This is a genomic window from Cupriavidus sp. P-10 (assembly GCF_003402535.2).
Classification (GTDB): domain Bacteria; phylum Pseudomonadota; class Gammaproteobacteria; order Burkholderiales; family Burkholderiaceae; genus Cupriavidus.
The window spans coordinates 370,156-386,328 of the sequence record NZ_AP025170.1 but is presented as its reverse complement, the minus strand read 5'-3'; the positions used below and the strand labels follow the sequence as shown (position 1 = coordinate 386,328).

The following is a 16,173-nucleotide window of genomic DNA, read 5'->3' as shown; positions in this document are numbered from 1 at the left end:
GTCAGTTCCAGCAGTCGGTGCCGCCACCGGACGCCGACTTCGCGCCGGCGCTGGTCAGCGTCAGCGTGCCGCAGCCGGTGTCGGCACTCAGCTGGCTGCCCTTGGGCGTGGCGACGATGCTGTAGCCCGGCGGCAGCGAGGCAGTGGGAGTCACGGTGACGTCGTAGCGCGTGCTCTGTGCGGACGGCACCGACATGCCGAGCGCGCCGAGGTTGGCGGCATAGGCGCGGTTGTCGACGAGAAACCGCTCCTGCGCGCCGGAGACTTCGAGCATGAATGACTCGATCGCGGCGCGGTGCGATCGCACCACATGGCGGCTGTAGTTGGGAATGGCGACGGCGGCCAGGATGGCGATGATCGCGACGGCGATCATCAGCTCGACCAGCGTGAAGCCGCGCGCGCACGCGCCGCGGCCCGGCATGGCTCCGGCCGTGTCTGTTCCTGCCCCGATTTGACCCTTGACCCGAAACGGCGGCGTGACCGTGCCGCCGTGTCGCACTGCAGGGCTTCTATGTCCCATGCTCGCGCTCCGTACCAATTATGTTCCGGATGACCGATTTCCGGAGGTTATGGCGCGGAGTGTAAGTCACCGCCTCCTAAGTGGGTAAGGAAATTCTGATGACAGTGCGCCGGCGTTGCGGCAATCCGACAATCGGGGGGCTTGCCAAAAGCCCCGGGTACAGCTTTGGCGGCGGTCGGACGTTAACCGGCTTTCGACGTGACGATGTGACGGCGTGACAACGTGGCAGGTCGCACCGGGGCGCCGCGACCCGGCGCTCCGGTGCACGGCTGTGCAACAATCGTTACAACCACGAATCCGGAGTGCCCATGCCGTCCGACAGCCCCACCCCTCCGCCGCAGCCACCCCAGGCCGAACCCGAGCCGGCGCCACCCCAGGACCTCGACGCGCTGCTGGCCTTGCTGCGCGCCAGCTTCCCGACCCTGAGCACGCAGTTCCAGAGCGGCGCTCGCTACCTGCTCGACCACCCGCAGGACGTGCCGGTGCTGTCGATGCGCAAGATCGCGGCCAGCGCAGGGGTGCAGCCCGCCACGCTGGTCCGGCTGTCGCAGCACCTTGGCTTCGAGGGCTGGCAGGGCCTGCGCGAGCTCTTTGTCGATGCGCTGCGCGGCGGCAGCCAGCCCTATGCGCGCCGCGCGCGCAAGGTGGTGCGCGAAAGCAGCGCCAGCCACATGCTCGGCGAGATGCTCGACGCGCAGCACCACAACCTCGACCTGATCGCCGCCAACAACGACAAGACCCTGCAGCAGGCGGCGGAGCTGCTGTCGCACGCGCAGAACGTGCACGTGGCGGGCTTCCGCTCGTGCTTCCCGATCGCGTTCACCTTCCACTATGTCTACCGCCTGTTCCGCAGCTCGGTGCAGCTGATCCGCGCCGATGCCGGCACGCTGGAAATGGAGCTGCGCGGCCTGGCGCCCAAGGACGCCGTGGTGGTGGCCAGCTTCGCCCCGTATTCGCAGGAGAGCATCCGCGTGGCCGCGGCCGCGCGCGAGTGCGGCTGCAAGGTGATCGCGCTGACCGACAGCACCGTGTCGCCGATCGCGCTGGCGGCCGACTGCACGCTGCTGTTTTCGGTCGAGAGTCCGTCGTTCTTCCCGTCGATCACGGCCGGCGTGGCCATGGTCGAGGCGCTGGTCGAACAGTTGCTGGCGCGCAAGGGCAAGGGCGCGATCCGCGCGCTCGAGCAGGCGGAAGGCGAGCTGCACCGCACCGGCGCCTACGTGCCCGCCGGCCGCGGCTGAGGGGGATTATTCGAAGGCCTCGTCGCTGGGGCTGGCGTAGGCTTTCTTCAGCGGCTCGCTCATCGGCAGCTCGAAGTTGACCTGCTTGGGCGGCACCGGCGCGGCAAACCACTTGCTGTAGAGCTTGTTGATCTCGCCGCTGCGGATCAGCCCGCTGATGGCGTTGTCGACCACCTGCTTGAAGCCGGGATCGTCCTTGCGCCGCATGAACGCATAGGCCTCGAACGACTGCGGCGTGCCCACCACGGTCCAGTCGGCGGGGTTGGGCGCCAGCGTGCGTGCGCCCGACAGCAGCACGTCGTCCATCATGAACGCGGCCACGCGTCCTGACTGCAGGATCAGGAACGACTCGCCATAGTCCTTGGCGCTCTGGATGGTGATGTTGGCGTGCTTCTCGTCGTTGAGCCGGCGCAGGATGCGCTCCGAGGTGGTGCCGGCATTGGTCACCACCGCCTTGCCCGAGAGGTCGCCGAAGTCGCGCACCGGGCTGCCTTTCTTCACCAGCAGCCGCGTGCCGGCGACGAAGAACGTGGTCGAGAACGCCACCTGCTGCTGGCGCGACTTCAGGTTGGTGGTGACGCCGCACTCCAGGTCGACGGTGCCGTTCTGCACCAGCGAGATCCGGTTCTGCGAGGTCACCGGCACCATGCGCACCTGCAGCGCCGGCACGCCGGTCTCGCGCGTCACCGCATCGATCACCCGGTCGCAGATGTCCTGCGAGAAGCCGATCACCTTCTGGTTGGCGTCGTAGTACGAGAACGGGATCGACGAAGTGCGATGGCCGATGGAGATCGTGCCTGACGACTTGATCTTGCTGAGGGTCGGGCTCGCGGCGACATCGGCGGCATGCGCCGTGCCGGCCGCGCCGCTGCAGAGCACCAGCGCCGCGGCGGCGACCGCTGCGCCCGTGAACCGGCGCGGGGTCGATGAACCGCCGCACGGACGCGTGACTTCTGCTGCTTTCATACAGGCTCTCCTTGGATAGCTTGGTTGGCGTGGGTAGCGCTCAGCGATGCGCCATCGCATCGCCAATGCTAGGCAATCAGCAACAAGTGTTCCATCATGGATAACCATGAAACATATGTATTTTACACCGGCGTGGTGAAACGCCCGTTGGGACGGCGGGCGAGCGTGCGCGAACGTGGGGCATCAAGGCGCCGGATCCGTGCGGCGGCGCAGCATGGGACTGGCAGGGGCGAGATCTGGCGCGGAACCGCGCCGGAGCGGAAGGTAGTCGGAAGGTAGTCGGAAGGTAGTCGGAAGGTAGTGGGAAGGGCAGCGGAAGGACGGCGGCGGATGGCGCGCCTGCGCAGCCCTCCGCCGTGGAAACGGCTTACTGGGCGCACTTCTCCTGGTACGCCTGCTGCAGCGACTTGCGCGGACGCTCGCGTTCCAGTTCGGGGATCTGCCGCCCTTGCGCGGTCTCGATGGTCGAGTCGGTGGTACGGTACTCGCGCTTGGGCGCCGTGGCGATCTGGGCGGCCAGCTCGCGGCATTCCGCCGACTCGATGCTGCCCGGCGTCGCGGCGGGATCGGGGCGGTAGGGCGTGGTGCCTTGCTGCACGGCCTCATTGATCGCGGCGGCGGCGGCACCCTGGCCGTCCTGCTTCTGCGCGTGGACGCTGCAGGCCATGGCAAGGGTGGCAACGGCGGCTAGGCGGATCAGGTTGCGCTGTCGGCTCGGCATGGTGGCTCCTCGTGGGTGGCTCGTTGGCTTTCGGAAGATGCCAAGCTTAATCGTTCGCGGCTCATCTGGCACTACCGGCATCTGTGGCACTTCCGGCATTCCTGGCCGGCGCCGGCGGCGGGCGCTGCACTAGCGCGCGCGATGCTCGCCTTCGTCGTCGAGCTGCCAGTCGCGCCGCATCACCACATAGGTAAAGGATGCGGACCAGCCGATCAGGATCAGGCCCACCAGCGGCTCGATGGTCGCGATCAGCCGGGTCGCGCCGACCGGGTAGAGATCGCCCAGGCTCTGCGTGGTGAAGGTCTCCAGCGCAAAGTAGGCATAGACAAGCAGCGACGGCTCGCCGTGGCGGGTCGGCATGCCGGGCGCGGTCGATCCCGCCAGCCAGCCGAGGCCGAGCACGTTGTCGGCAAACCAGAAGCCGAACGCGAACACCATCGCCTCCAGGCAGTGGACCAGGATGATGCAGACGATCAGGACGCCGATATTGACGCGCCCGCTCCAGCGCCGCGGATGCAGCGCCGACAGCAGCCGCAGCGCTTCGTAGTGGATGCCCACCACGGTCACGGTCAGCACCGCGGCGCACAGCAGGGCCAGCAAGAAATTTTCGGCAGAGTTTTCCATGCGCAACCGGTTGAGGGGCGGGGGCGTCCGGTACCGGGCGGGCAAAAAAAGACGCCCTCCAACATAACACCGGAAGGCGCGCGGGAAAACCAGCACGGGAACGCTGGCGCAACGGGGCGGCGGCTTACTGGGTCTTGCAGGACAGGCTGACGTACAGGCCGCCGTCCCAGTTGAAGGTGCGGTTGCCGCTGACCTGGACCTGGATGATGTCGTTGGCCGCCACCGGCACCATGGCCGGCGTCGAGCAGGTCCTGCCCGAGCTGCTCAGATTGCAGCTGGCCGACTCGGTGATGGCGACCGGATTGACCGTCTGCAGCGCCGTGCCGCTGGCCACCCGGTAGGCGGTCACGGTGTACAGCGAGCCCGACTGGGGCGAGCCGGCCAGGGTTGCCGTCATGGTCATGCCGCCCGCGCAGCCGACCGGCATCAGCGCGCCGAAGTATGGGTCGCTACCCTGCAGGTCGAGTCCGCTGCCGGTCATGACATAGGTGCCGTTGCCGCCGGACGATTTGGAGACCGCGAAGTTGGCGGTGTAGATCGTTGCGCCCGCCGCGCCCTGGTCTCCCTTCTCTCCCTGGTCGCCCTTCTCCCCTTGCGGGCCCTGGGCCCCGGTATCGCCGGTAGCGCCAGTAGTGCCGGTATCTCCCTTGTCGCCCTTGTCTCCTTGAGAGCCTTGCGTACCGGTAGCGCCTGTAGCACCGGTAGCGCCGCTATCGCCCTTCTCTCCCTGCGGCCCCGTCGCTCCCGTCGCTCCCGTCGCTCCCGTCGCCCCCGTGGCCCCATCGGCGCCGGCCGGGCCGGCAGGGCCCTGCTCGCCGGTGGCCCCGGTCGCACCAGTGGGACCGGTCGGGCCGGCAGCGCCCACCGGGCCGGTCAGCCCGACCACCGAGATGCCCGCCGGCCAGTTGTCGCCGGTCTTGGGCCCGAACAGCGTGTTGGTGGTGGTGTTGAGGTAGAAGCTGCCCTCGGCGCCATCGGCCGCGGTCGGGTCCGCCGCGCCGTGCAGCAGCGAGGCGCCCGGCGCGCCGGCAACCCCCTGCGGCCCGACCAGCGGCACGCCGGCCGGCCATTCGCCGTTGGCCTTTGGCCCGTACAGCGTCGAGGTAGAAAGATTGAGGTAGAAATCGCCGTCCGAGCCCACGCTCGCGCCCGGCGCATTGATGCCGGACAGGATGGTCTTGCCATTGGCGCCAGCCGGGCCCGGCACGCTTTCCGACGGGGAGATGCTGGCCGGTGCCGCATCCCCGCCACCGCCGCCGCAACCGGCGAGCATGAACGCCAGGCACGCGACCGGAATGGCCGCCCGTTTCAGGTGGATGTGTTTCATTGTGAAGCTCCCCGTATATTTTTTTATTTCGCTGTCCGGCTGTTTGCCGGGCGACTTCAATTTATGTTTCGCGGAGGTTCAGAAGAATCGTGCGTTGGCACGGGCTGATTCAGGAATGAAGCGCGCGGCAAGGATGAGGAAAATCACCTCGCCAGCTAATGCAGACGGCTCTAAACATAGCGCCGTTTAAAATGCGCGCGATTCGCGAAATGGTCTTTTTGATTCAGGGAAACCGCCTGCCGGCGTGTATTCCCGCGTGCCTCCGGTGCCTCGGAAAATGGGACCGTCAAACGCACCAGCGGGGCAAAGGCGCTGCTGAAATCAAAAGATGCAGGTTTCGTCCAAACGGCTGAAATCCGGATGAGCCAACCGGATTCGCGTATTTCATGCAAGAAACATTGCGCCCCGATTTACCCCCTGCAGGGGGTATCGCCGGTTTCAGCATCGGCGTCGGCCGGCAGCGGGCATGTTGGCCACGCGGGCGATGCACTATGCTGGAAATTCCCCCATCTCCAAGCGGAGGCCGACGTGCGTAAATCCATCCCGATCCTCGCGGCGCTGGTGTTGTGCGGCGCCAGCGGCCTGGCGCTCGCCCACAACTGTCCCAACGAGATGAAGGCCATCGACGCCAAGCTCTCCACCAAGCCGGCGCTGTCGCCCGAAAATGCCGCCAAGGTGACCAAGCTGCGTGCCGACGGCGAGGCCTACCACAAGGCCGGCAAGCATGACGAATCGATGAAGTCGCTGCTGGAGGCCAAGAAGATACTCGGCATGTGACACGGAGCGCTGCACAAAAAATGGAGCCGCCGCGCACCCCGCGCGGCGGCTCTGCTTTGCTGCATGGCCCGGGGCGAGGCGCCCCGGACGGTGTGGATCAGGAGCCCGACCCGACCTGCTGGATCACGCCATTGGGCGCCACCAGGTAATACTCGGCGCCAACCCCTACCCAGCGCGTGCCCTTGCGCGGCGCCGGCAGGTTGTACTGCTTGTAATCGTCGATCACATACTGGCGATCCCTGAACTCGGTCGGCAGGCGATCGCCTTTTTTCCATTGCTGCACCTGCACATACGGCGAGCTTTGCGGGGCTGGTGGCGGCGCTGACGCCGCGGGTTCCGTCATCGGCCGGGGAGTCCGGCCGGTGCCCTGCGCCATGGCAAACGGCGCCGCCAGCACGCTTGCCGCCAGCAGCAGTGCCGGCATCGCTTTCTTGGTATTCATCGTGATCTCCTTGCGTACGGAAAACCGAACTGCCGGAGGATCCGGACAGCACCTTCCAGATTAGTCACAAAAGCGGAAAACGTGGCATCCGTGGCCCGCCAGCCACGCCCTTGCGTTCACAATTGTTTGCCGCGCGGCGGCACCCGCCATGCGCCGCGAGCCCAGGTGCTGGCTAGAATGCGACCTGACGGAAACACTCAGCAGGCCGCGGCGAGCGTCGCGCCTGCCCGGGCGCATGCGCCCCATAATGTTCCCTGGCCATGCCCCTTCGGTCACCGGATGCTGGTCGCGAGAGCTGCCGGCCGCCTGATGCCGCCGCTTGTCCGCGCCCTTGCCGCGGCTTGCAAGCACCCCTGCCAGAGGACGACAAGAACAGGGGACTCTCGTGTTGCAAGACGCTGGTCGACTACTGGCACTGGTCAATCCCGCCATCGCCATCGCATTCTCGCTGTGCTTCGTCACGGCCTGGCGCTATGAGCGCACCCGGCACTACCTGTTGCTGCCGGCGGCCGCGTACTGCATGTATGCGATCGCTATCAGCGTGCAGATCGTGTGGCCGCCGCGTGACGGGGGCGGACAGGCCACGGTGACCGGCCTGCTGTACCTGGGCAGCGGCGTGCTGCTGCTGCGCGGCATGCTGGCGCGCATCGGCGCACGGGTCGATACCTGTGTGCAGGTGGCGTTGCCGCTCGCGCTGCTCGGCGCCATCGCGTGGTTCGACCTGGTGCAGCCGCGGCTGGTGGCACGCATCTACATCCTGAACATCGGCATCGCCATGATCCTGCTGCTGGGCATGCCGGCGCTGGCCCGACTGCGCACGGGGCGCCTGGCGGACCGCATGCTGTTCTGGACCTACCTGCTGTTCGCGCTGCATTTCCTGCCGCGCACCGTGCTGACCGTCGTGCCGGCGGCATCGTACGATCCGGCCAGCTTCACCCGCTCGGCCTATTGGCTGTGGCTGCAGGCCACGCTGGCACTGATGCTGATGGCGCTGGCCCTGGCGCTGCTGGCCGCGGCGGTGCAGGACATCATCGTCGGCCTGCGGCATGAGCGCGACACCGATCCGCTCACGCTGCTGCATACCCGCCGCGGCCTGGCCGCGCTGGCCATGTACCAGATCCCGCCACCTCCCGGGCAGCCGCTCAGCCTGCTGCTGTGCGACCTCGACCACTTCAAGTTCATCAACGACAACTACGGCCACAGCGCCGGCGACGCGGTGCTGGCGCAGTTCGGCCAGATCATCGCCGGCGGCATCCGCCGGCGCGACATCGCGGCGCGGCTGGGCGGCGAGGAGTTCGTCGTGCTGTTGCCGGATACCGCGCCCGACGCCGCGCTGCAACTGGCCGAGCGCCTGCGCCACACGCTCGAACACACGCCGATGACGGTATTACCCGGCGTGCACCGCGTGACCGCCAGCTTTGGCGTGGCGACGCTGCGGCCCGGCGAGGACCTGGATGCGCTGCTGATGCGCGCCGACCACGTGCTCTACGCGGCCAAGAACCGCGGCCGCAACTGCGTCGCCTGGGAGCGGGACGAAGCCTTGCAGGCGCTCGGCGCCCTCGTCTGAGACAGGGCTACAGGCAGATTCCCTCGATGATTGCCATGCCGCGGACGACGACCGGATCATGGCGACAAGCGCGGCTGGTGGTGGCCCGGAAAACTGGCGTCGAGGGACAGGCGGAGGTCGCCAACGCGGTCCTGCGCCGCCTGCACGGCCCACGCGGCGCCGGCCTCCAGCTCCTGGCAAAGCTGCGCCGCGTCGCGCGCGGCATCGATGTGCGCCAGCGCGCCGCGCATGCGGTGCGCGTGCGTCTGCACCGCGCCCAGGTCGCCGCTGGCGGCAGCGGCAAGCAAGGCATCGAGGTCGGCACGCACGCTCTGCGCCAGCAGCGCCGCATTGGCTTCAGCGTCGTCGCCGGCGCCTGGCGACATCTCCCCGTGCGCCGGCACCAGTGCCTGCAGGCACGCGGCCAGCTCTGGCAACAGCACCGGCTTGACGAGGCAGCGGTCCATGCCCGCCGCGTGGCAGCGGCCGGCTTCGCCATCGCCGGCGTTGGCGGTCAGCGCGACGATGCGCACCGGATTGCCTGTCGCGCGCAACTGGCGGCTGAGCGCGTAGCCGTCCATGACCGGCATCTGCACATCGGTCAGCACGACGTCGAAGGCCCCTGCCGCACAGGCCGCCAGCCCCTGCGCGCCGTCGCTCGCCAGCTGCACCGTGCAGCCAAGCCGCTCCAGCTGGCCACGCAGCAGTTGCCGGTTGTACGGATGGTCTTCCACCACCAGCACGCGCAGCCCGAGATGCGGCAGCGCAGGCATGGCCTGCGCCGTGTCGGGGCAGGCGGCGCCGCTCGCTGACCGTGCGGCGGTGGCCTGCAACTGTAGTGCCACGAGAAACCGGCTGCCCTGGCCCGGCGTGCTGTCCACAGTGATGTCGCCGCCCATCAGCCTGGCCAGGTGCCTGCAGATCGCCAGGCCGAGCCCGGCGCCGCCGTGCCGGTCCGCGCCTGCGGTATCGCCTTGCGTGAAGGGCTCGAACAGGTGCGCAAGCAGCGCGCCATCGATGCCTGGGCCGGTGTCGGCCACTTCCAGCATCAGCCTGACCGGGAGCGGCGAGGGCTGCGGTTCGTGCCACATGCGCAGCGTGACGCGCCCGTGCGCGGTGAACTTGATCGCATTGCGCAACAAGTTGGCGAGCACCTGCCGCACGCGCAGCGGATCGCCCAGCAGCCACGGCACGCCCGGCTGCAGGTCGCAGTCCAGCGCCACGCCCTTGCGCATGGCCAGCGGCTCCTGTGCGCGCGCCACCGTCTCTGCCAACGCCACCGGATCGAATGGCACAGCGTCCAGGCGCAGCTGGCCAGCGTCGATGCGCGAAAAGTCGAGCAGGTCATCGAGCAGTTGCAGCAGCACGCGCGAGGATGCGGTGATGGTCGCAACCTGCTGGCGCTGCGCCGCGCTCAGCTCGGTCAACGACAGCAGTTCCAGCGTGCCGAGCATGCCGTACAGCGGCGTGCGGATCTCGTGGCTCATCGCGGCCAGCAGGCGCGGGTTGGCGGGGTGGCCCGCGTCGGGCGGTGCGGGGACTGCGCTGTCGTCGTTCGTCGTCATGGCATTGTCCGGGGCTGCATGCCGTTGCGGCTTGCGGAAATATGCCAAGCATAGCGACGCGCGGCCGCGGGCGCATGAACTTCGGTTCGCCCGATTTCCGAAGCATCAGGCTTTACCGAAACACGCTAATGATCCGGCGCGCTGTCGATGTCGAACTCCTGCACCGCCACCGCTTCCGGCAACATCACACTGCCGTCGAGCAGCCGCTGGCTCCACTGAGCGAGCGCCGCGCGCACGTCGTGGCCGACTCCCGGCCCCAGCGCGAGACGGACTGCTTCGGGAACTTCAAGCCCGAAGCTGCGCACCGTCCCCCACGCCACCTGCCCGCGGACATAGTCGTCGATCGCCCGTTCCACGCACAGCCCGCTGTCGGCGATGGCCGAGGCGATGAACACGTCGGGATGACGCGCGGTCCAGTCGAGCACATTGCCGATCTGGCGCACGCCGGTGGCGCGGCACGCCGCGATGGCGCCGTCGCGGCCGCCGTCGATCATCGCGAACAAGATGTCGGCACCGGCGCGCGCCTGGGCCTCGACGGTGGCAGCCGCGAGCGCGGGATCGTGCTGGTATCCACAGAACGTGGTCAGCACCGGCAGCCCGGGCACTGCGCTGCGCACGCCGTGGACGAAGGCGGCACGGCCTTTCAGGCCCGGCCGCACCTTCTCGCCGGACAGGTGCGCGACCACGCCCGTTTGCGAAGCGAGCGCGGCGAGCACACCCGCCAGGAATGCGGACTGTTCCTGCAGCACCTCGTAGCTGGCGATATTGGCCGACAGCGCGCTGCCCTGCGTGATGACGAAGCGTTGCGCCGGATAGCGCGCCGCCGCGGCGGCAACCGGCACGTCACCCTGGCCGCCGTGCGCGACGATCAGGTCCGGCCGCGTGTCGCACAGCGCCAGCAGCGCCTGCGTGCGCGCCTGCGGCGACGGGTCTTCGATCCATGCGATCCCTACGTCGTGCCCCGCCGCGCGGGCGCGCAAGGCGCCGGCATGTCCGGCTTCATTGAAGCTGCCGCGCCCTTGCGGCCCGAACAATACGAACTGGATGCGCGCGCTCATGACAGGCTCGCTCCGGTCGCGGCCACCACCGGGCCCCAGGCCTGCGCCTGCTGGCGCACATACGCGGCGAATTCGTCGGGCCGGCGCTGTGCCAGCACGAAGCCCTGGGCTTCGAGGCGGGTGCGCACAGCGGGTTGCTGCAGGATTTCATTCAGGTGATGGTGCAAGCGGTTCACGATGTCTCCGGACAGGTTGGCCGGCGCCGAGACGCCGACAAAATTCTCGGCCACCAGCCCGGCAAACCCGGCTTCGGCCACGGTGGGCAGCTGCGGTGCCTGCGGCACGCGCTGCGTCGCGGTCACGGCGAGCAGGCGCAGCGCACCGGACTGCATCAACGGCAGGTTCTGCGGCAAGGCATCGACGGCGAAGGGCAGCTGCCCGCCCAGCAGGTCGGCGCGCATCGGCCCCGCGCCCTTGTATGGCACGTGCGTGAGCCGCAGCCCGGCCTGCTGCCCGAACAGTTCCCCGACGATATGCGCGACCGATGCCGCGCCGCCGCTGCCGAATGGCACCGGATCGCGCTGCGCGCGGATCCACGCCGCCAGCTCCGGCAGCGTGCGCGCGGGCACGGACGGATGCACCGCGAACACGGTGGGGACCGCGCCGATGTAATGCACATGCGTGAAGCTGCGAACCGGGTCGTACGGACGCCGGCCGGGCAGGAACGGCGAGATGCTGAGCGCGGCCGAGTTCGACATCAGCAGCGTGTAGCCGTCCGCCGGCGCCGCGGCGACGGCGGCCGCGCCGATGGTCGAGCCCGCGCCCGGGCGGTTGTCGGTGACAAAAGGCTGGCCCAGCCGCTCCTGCAGCGCAGGCGCCAGCAGCCGCGCCACGATGTCGCTGGCGCCGCCCGGCGGGAAGGTCACCACCATGCGCACCGGATGGCGTGGCCACGGCGCGGCGTCGGCGCGCGCCGCCAATGGCAAGGGCAATGGCAGCGACAGCGCGGCGGAAGCGGCCAGGAATCGTCTTCTGGAAATCATGTCAGTTCCTCGGCGGCATCGATGTCACAACCGGTGGCGCAGGCCCACGCCGCCGCCGAACTTGTTGCCATATACGCCCATGAACGCCGGCAGCGCGTAGGCGCCGCTGACACGGTTGAAGTCGAACTCGGCATAGACGCTGGTGCGCCGGGACAAGGCGTAATCGGCCACGCCGGTCAGCATCAGCCGATGGCCGCTGGCAGCCGCCTGCCGGTCGTAGCCCGCCGCAAGCGACAGCGCCAGCGCCGCGGTTGCCTGCACGGTGGCGCCGCCGGTCAGTACGTGGTTGCGCGTCGCGCTCAGGTGGTAGCGGTTGTCGAGATAGCCGAGCGCGAGCTTGACCGGGCCCAGCTGCGTGCTGCCGCCGATTCCCCAGATCGTGCGGCGCTCTTCCGTGGTGGCGGCGTTGGTGCTTTGGTAGAGCACACCGACGTCGATGCTGCGAGTGGTCCATGCCAGCGAAAGGCCGCGGCTGCTGTTGGCCGGGATATCCCCCGGCACTTCGCCGAAGGTGTAGTGCCCCGCCGCCGACAGCGCGCCCCACTTGCCGGCGTACTTGACCATGTTGTCCTGGCGCGGCCCGGTATAGCCGTTGAGGATGGCGACGGCATCGAGGTTCGGATGGCCGTACGGCTGGAAGCGGAAGGTGGCGTCATAGGCCGTGGTGAACTGGCGGCCGAAGGTCAGCGTGCCGAGCGTCTCATGCTGCAGGCCGGCATACGATTGGCGCCCGAACAGCCGGCCGTTGCCCTGCGTGCCGACCTGCCCGTAGTTGGTGGTCGCGGTGCCCTGCAGCGACATGCCGGTGGCCAGGTCGAAGCCGCTTTCCAGGTTGAACAGCGCGGACCAGCCACCGCCGAGCGCCTCCGTGCCGCGCACGCCCCAGCGCGAGCCGCTGAAATAGCCCTCGCTCAACTCCGCCAGGCGCTGGTCGCCGCGGTTGTTGTCCGAGTACCGGACCATGGTGTCGAGCAGGCCATACAGCGTGACCGACTGGGCCTGTGCAGGCGTGGATACGCTGACGGCAACAACGCCGGCAAATGCGCCAGCCAATGCGCCGGCAAATGCGCCAGCGAGCCCGCCGGCACGCCCCCGCGGGATGGCGCGACCGCGCCTCGTTGTTCGGACTCCCTGACGGACCATCTGACGTCGACCTCCATTTTGCATACAAAGTTAGGACGCAAAATATAGAGGCGCGGACAACCATCCGCATACGAATGTGTCCGCATGACGTCATGCGGTTTTTGCCGCGTCGGGGATGGCGCGGCATCTGCAAGCGCTCAGGTTGTTCCCAGGCGCTCGCGCGTGCGCCGGGCCACATCCTTGGCCCACGGGAACGCGTCCCAGTAGCGCCGCGCAAACTGCTCGATCTCGTCGCGCTGCGTCAGCGACAGGCCGATCATGTCGAGCCCCTCCAGGAACATCCGGCGATGCCGTGCCGACAGCTCGAACGGAAAGTCGCCCACCGGCGTGCGCACCTGCATGGCCTCGACATCGATGTGGATGGCGTTGGCGCTGTCGGCATCGACGGCGTTCATCAGCCGCTCGATCACCTCGCGCGGCAGCATCACCAGCAGCAGCCGGTTGTTCATCGCATTCGAGTAGAAGATCTCGCCGAAGCTGGGCGCGATCACGGCGCGGATGCCGAACTGCTGCAGGCCCCATACGGCATGCTCGCGGCTGGAGCCGCAGCCGAAATTGGCGCCGCCGACCAGGATGCTGGTGCCGGCGTACTCCGGCCGGTTCAGCACGAATTCCGGGCGCCGCGCGCCGGTGGCGTCGAAGCGGTGGTCATAGAGAATGCCTTCGGCGAGCCCGGACTTGTCGATACCGCGCAGGAACTGCTTGGGAATGATCTGGTCGGTGTCGAGGTTCTCGAAACGGATCGCGGCGGCTTTGCCGGTGAGGCAGGAAAGTTCAGGCATGGGACAGCTCCAGCTTGCGGACGTCGGTGATCGCGCCGGTAATGGCCGCCGCGGCCGCCATGGCCGGGCTCATCAGGTGGGTGATGGCACCGCGTCCCTGCCGGCCTTCGAAATTGCGGTTGGTGGTGGAGGCGCAGCGCACGCCGTCGGCGAGCACGTCGTCGTTCATGGCCAGGCACATCGAGCAGCCGGGCTGGCGCCATTCGAATCCCGCGGCGGTGAGGATGTCGGCCAGCCCTTCGCGCTCGGCCTGCGCCTTCACCGCGCCCGATCCCGGCACGACCATGGCACGCACGCCCGCGGCGACGCGCTTGCCGCGCACCACGCTCACGACCGCGCGCAGGTCTTCGATGCGGCCATTGGTGCATGAGCCGATGAAGACGTGCTGGATCGGCGTGCCGGCAAGCGTCGCGCCCGGCTGCAGGTGCGTGTAGGCCAGCGCGCGCTCGACCGCGCGCTGCTCCGCCTCGTCGATCTGGTCTTCAGGGAACGGGACCTGGCCCGACACCGGCAGCACCTGGTCGGGGCTGGTACCCCAGGTCACGTGCGGCTCGACCTGGCTCGCGTCGAAGACGTATTCCATGTCGAACTGCGCGCCGGCGTCGCTGTGCAGCGTCTGCCAGTACTGCAACGCGGCGTCGCGCAGCGGGCCATCAATATCCGGCGCGCGGCGCAGCACGTAGTCGATGGCGGCCTCGTCCGGCGCAATCAGCGCACCGCGCGCGGCGGCCTCGACCGTCATGTTGCACAGCGTGAAGCGGGCTTCGATGCTCAGGTCGCGGATGGCCGTGCCGCAGTACTCCACCACGTAGCCACGCGCACCCTGCGCGCCGATCGCACCGATGATGCGCAGGATCAGGTCCTTGGCAGTGGTGCCGAGCGGCAGCTTGCCGTCCACGCGGATGCGCATGGTCTTTGCCATCCGGTAGACCAGCGTCTGCGTGGCCAGCACGTGCTCGACCTCGGACGTGCCGATGCCAAAGCCCAGCGCGCCGAGCGCACCGTAGGTGGTGGTGTGGCTGTCACCGCAGATCACCACCGTGCCCGGGCGGATCATGCCGTGCTCGGGCGCCACCACGTGCTCGATGCCCTGCAGCGTGTCGTTGGTGTCGAACAGCGGGATCGCGTGCCGGTCACAGTTGCTGCGCAGGTTGGTGGCCTGCAGCGCCGACGCCGGATCGGCGATCACGCGGATCGCGCCGGGGTGCGTGGGGATGATATGGCTGACCACGGCCACGTTCTGCCCCGGCACCAGCACGCCGCGCCCCTGCTCATGCAGGCCGGCGAAGGCCTGCGGGCTGGTGTATTCGTTCATCAGGTGCAGGTCGCAGTACAACAGCACGTTGTCGTCGTCGATCCTGGCGACGGTATGGGAGTCGACCAGCTTCTGGTACAGGGTCCGGGGTGTCATGGCAAAGGCCTTGGTAATGCTTGGTGATGGTATGACGGTCATTCCGCGGTGATGCCGCGCTGCTTGATCAGGTTGGCCCACACGGGCATTTCTTTCTCCAGCCGCTGCCGGGCGGCCGCGGGCGTGCTCGGCGTCGGCTCGAAGCCTTCCTTGAGCATCCGGTCACGCGTGGCCGGCGTCGCGAGCGCGGCGTTCAGCGCAGTGTTCAGCTTGTCGATGACCGGCTTGGGCGTGCCCGTCGGCGCGAACACCATGAACCAGGTCTCGAAGTTGTAGCCAGGCAGGCCGGCCTCCGCCGCCGTCGGCACGTTCGGCAGCTGCGCGGAACGCCTGGAACCGGTCACGGCCAGCGCCTTGAGCTTGCCGCCCTGCACATGCTGCTGGGCCGCCGACACCACCGGGAAACTCATGTCGACCTGGCCGGCAATGGTGTCGACCAGCGCCGGACCGCCGCCGCGATACGGCACGTGGACGATCGACACGTTGGCCACCGACTTGAACAGCTCCGCCGACATATGGAAGGTGCTGCCGTTGCCGGCCGAGCCGTAGGTCATCTTGCCCGGCTGGGCCTTCGCCGCGGCGATCAGCTCCGGCAGCGTCTTCGCCGGAATGTTGTTGTTGACCACCAGCACATGTTGCGAGCTGGCGACCATGCCGATCGGCGCAAGGTCCTTCAGCGTGTCGTACGGCATGCGCGGGAACAGGCCGGGGTTGATCGCCAGCGACACCGTCTGCAGGCCGATGGTGTAGCCATCGGCGGGCGCCTTGGCGACGGCGTCGACACCGATGTTGCCGCCGGCGCCGGCGCGGTTCTCCACCACCATGGTGCCGCCGAGGCTCTTGGCCCAGGCATCCGCGACCAGGCGCGCGGCGATGTCGGCGCTGCCGCCGGGGGCATAAGGCACGATCAGGCGGACCGGGCGCTGGGGATAGGACTGGGCGGCGGCGGTGCCAGCGGTGGCGGCGAAAGCCGCGGCGCAAGCCATCAAGGCCGTCAGGCGGACAAGTTTCACGGGCGTCTCCTGTGGGATGAATTGTTGTGGAAACGATCGTATCATTGCCCCGGA

Annotated in this window: 16 protein-coding genes; 3 read left to right on the top strand and 13 right to left on the bottom strand. The window is 68.4% G+C overall.

What is annotated here, in order from left to right:
- Position 1: 1 nt before the first annotated feature.
- A complete protein-coding gene (locus tag CTP10_RS01820; RefSeq protein ID WP_116317055.1) occupies positions 2–520 on the bottom strand; it encodes a type IV pilin protein in 519 nt (172 codons plus the stop codon).
- A gap of 308 nt (positions 521–828) precedes the next feature.
- Here CTP10_RS01820 and CTP10_RS01815 point away from each other — a divergent pair, with 308 nt between their 5' ends.
- Positions 829–1,761 (top strand): MurR/RpiR family transcriptional regulator, encoded by a 933-nt coding sequence (locus CTP10_RS01815; protein WP_116317054.1) that lies wholly within the window; start codon positions 829–831, stop codon positions 1,759–1,761.
- A gap of 6 nt (positions 1,762–1,767) precedes the next feature.
- Here the strand turns inward: CTP10_RS01815 and CTP10_RS01810 are convergent, their stop codons facing one another.
- From CTP10_RS01810 to CTP10_RS01795, 4 genes are all read right to left on the bottom strand, one after another.
- Positions 1,768–2,727 (bottom strand): transporter substrate-binding domain-containing protein, encoded by a 960-nt coding sequence (locus CTP10_RS01810; protein ID WP_116317053.1) that lies wholly within the window; start codon positions 2,725–2,727, stop codon positions 1,768–1,770.
- Positions 2,728–3,094: 367 nt separating this feature from the next.
- On the bottom strand, positions 3,095–3,448 hold the full coding sequence (locus CTP10_RS01805; RefSeq protein WP_116317052.1) for a hypothetical protein: 354 nt from the start codon (positions 3,446–3,448) through the stop codon (positions 3,095–3,097).
- A gap of 129 nt (positions 3,449–3,577) precedes the next feature.
- Complete coding sequence (locus CTP10_RS01800; RefSeq protein WP_116317051.1) at positions 3,578–4,072, bottom strand: two pore domain potassium channel family protein; 495 nt, start codon at positions 4,070–4,072, stop codon at positions 3,578–3,580.
- 124 nt (positions 4,073–4,196) lie between these two features.
- Entirely contained in the window at positions 4,197–5,399 is a 1,203-nt protein-coding gene (locus CTP10_RS01795; protein WP_147316178.1) for a collagen-like protein, read from the bottom strand.
- 528 nt (positions 5,400–5,927) lie between these two features.
- On the opposite strand from CTP10_RS01795, the gene CTP10_RS01790 reads away from it, so the two are divergent.
- Positions 5,928–6,176 (top strand): hypothetical protein, encoded by a 249-nt coding sequence (locus tag CTP10_RS01790; protein ID WP_116317050.1) that lies wholly within the window; start codon positions 5,928–5,930, stop codon positions 6,174–6,176.
- Positions 6,177–6,273: 97 nt separating this feature from the next.
- On the opposite strand, the gene CTP10_RS01785 is transcribed toward CTP10_RS01790, so the two are convergent.
- A complete protein-coding gene (locus CTP10_RS01785) occupies positions 6,274–6,618 on the bottom strand; it encodes an RcnB family protein (RefSeq protein ID WP_116317049.1) in 345 nt (114 codons plus the stop codon).
- A 385-nt stretch (positions 6,619–7,003) separates the two neighbouring features.
- Here CTP10_RS01785 and CTP10_RS01780 point away from each other — a divergent pair, with 385 nt between their 5' ends.
- Positions 7,004–8,185, top strand: coding sequence for a GGDEF domain-containing protein (locus CTP10_RS01780; RefSeq protein WP_116317048.1), 1,182 nt, complete (start codon positions 7,004–7,006; stop codon positions 8,183–8,185).
- 56 nt (positions 8,186–8,241) lie between these two features.
- Here CTP10_RS01780 and CTP10_RS01775 read toward each other — a convergent pair whose 3' ends face one another.
- From CTP10_RS01775 to CTP10_RS01745, 7 genes are all read right to left on the bottom strand, one after another.
- Positions 8,242–9,729, bottom strand: coding sequence for an ATP-binding protein (locus CTP10_RS01775; RefSeq protein WP_116317047.1), 1,488 nt, complete (start codon positions 9,727–9,729; stop codon positions 8,242–8,244).
- Positions 9,730–9,854: 125 nt separating this feature from the next.
- Positions 9,855–10,787, bottom strand: a complete 933-nt coding sequence (locus CTP10_RS01770) for a BMP family ABC transporter substrate-binding protein (protein ID WP_116317046.1) — start codon at positions 10,785–10,787, stop codon at positions 9,855–9,857.
- A complete protein-coding gene (locus tag CTP10_RS01765) occupies positions 10,784–11,770 on the bottom strand; it encodes a Bug family tripartite tricarboxylate transporter substrate binding protein (RefSeq protein ID WP_116317045.1) in 987 nt (328 codons plus the stop codon). The genes CTP10_RS01770 and CTP10_RS01765 overlap by 4 nt, the downstream gene beginning before the upstream one ends.
- Before the next feature lie 24 nt (positions 11,771–11,794).
- A complete protein-coding gene (locus CTP10_RS01760; RefSeq protein WP_233527941.1) occupies positions 11,795–12,823 on the bottom strand; it encodes a porin in 1,029 nt (342 codons plus the stop codon).
- A gap of 227 nt (positions 12,824–13,050) precedes the next feature.
- Entirely contained in the window at positions 13,051–13,695 is a 645-nt protein-coding gene (gene leuD, locus CTP10_RS01755; protein ID WP_116317043.1) for a 3-isopropylmalate dehydratase small subunit, read from the bottom strand.
- Complete coding sequence (gene leuC / locus CTP10_RS01750; protein ID WP_116317042.1) at positions 13,688–15,106, bottom strand: 3-isopropylmalate dehydratase large subunit; 1,419 nt, start codon at positions 15,104–15,106, stop codon at positions 13,688–13,690. The genes leuD and leuC overlap by 8 nt, the downstream gene beginning before the upstream one ends.
- Before the next feature lie 38 nt (positions 15,107–15,144).
- Positions 15,145–16,119, bottom strand: a complete 975-nt coding sequence (locus CTP10_RS01745) for a tripartite tricarboxylate transporter substrate binding protein (RefSeq protein ID WP_116317041.1) — start codon at positions 16,117–16,119, stop codon at positions 15,145–15,147.
- Between the last annotated feature and the right edge of the window lie 54 nt (positions 16,120–16,173).

Excerpts from the sequence above, each read along its gene's own strand:
- CTP10_RS01805 (WP_116317052.1), bottom strand. The coding sequence starts at position 3,448 with ATGCCGAGCCGACAGCGCAACCTGATCCGCCTAGCCGCCGTTGCCACC.
- leuD (WP_116317043.1), bottom strand. The coding sequence starts at position 13,695 with ATGCCTGAACTTTCCTGCCTCACCGGCAAAGCCGCCGCGATCCGTTTC.
- CTP10_RS01800 (WP_116317051.1), bottom strand. The coding sequence starts at position 4,072 with ATGGAAAACTCTGCCGAAAATTTCTTGCTGGCCCTGCTGTGCGCCGCG.
- CTP10_RS01765 (WP_116317045.1), bottom strand. The coding sequence starts at position 11,770 with ATGATTTCCAGAAGACGATTCCTGGCCGCTTCCGCCGCGCTGTCGCTG.
- CTP10_RS01815 (WP_116317054.1), top strand. The coding sequence starts at position 829 with ATGCCGTCCGACAGCCCCACCCCTCCGCCGCAGCCACCCCAGGCCGAA.
- CTP10_RS01795 (WP_147316178.1), bottom strand. The coding sequence starts at position 5,399 with ATGAAACACATCCACCTGAAACGGGCGGCCATTCCGGTCGCGTGCCTG.
- CTP10_RS01820 (WP_116317055.1), bottom strand. The coding sequence starts at position 520 with ATGGGACATAGAAGCCCTGCAGTGCGACACGGCGGCACGGTCACGCCG.
- CTP10_RS01785 (WP_116317049.1), bottom strand. The coding sequence starts at position 6,618 with ATGAATACCAAGAAAGCGATGCCGGCACTGCTGCTGGCGGCAAGCGTG.
- CTP10_RS01810 (WP_116317053.1), bottom strand. The coding sequence starts at position 2,727 with ATGAAAGCAGCAGAAGTCACGCGTCCGTGCGGCGGTTCATCGACCCCG.
- leuC (WP_116317042.1), bottom strand. The coding sequence starts at position 15,106 with ATGACACCCCGGACCCTGTACCAGAAGCTGGTCGACTCCCATACCGTC.
- CTP10_RS01775 (WP_116317047.1), bottom strand. The coding sequence starts at position 9,729 with ATGACGACGAACGACGACAGCGCAGTCCCCGCACCGCCCGACGCGGGC.
- CTP10_RS01770 (WP_116317046.1), bottom strand. The coding sequence starts at position 10,787 with ATGAGCGCGCGCATCCAGTTCGTATTGTTCGGGCCGCAAGGGCGCGGC.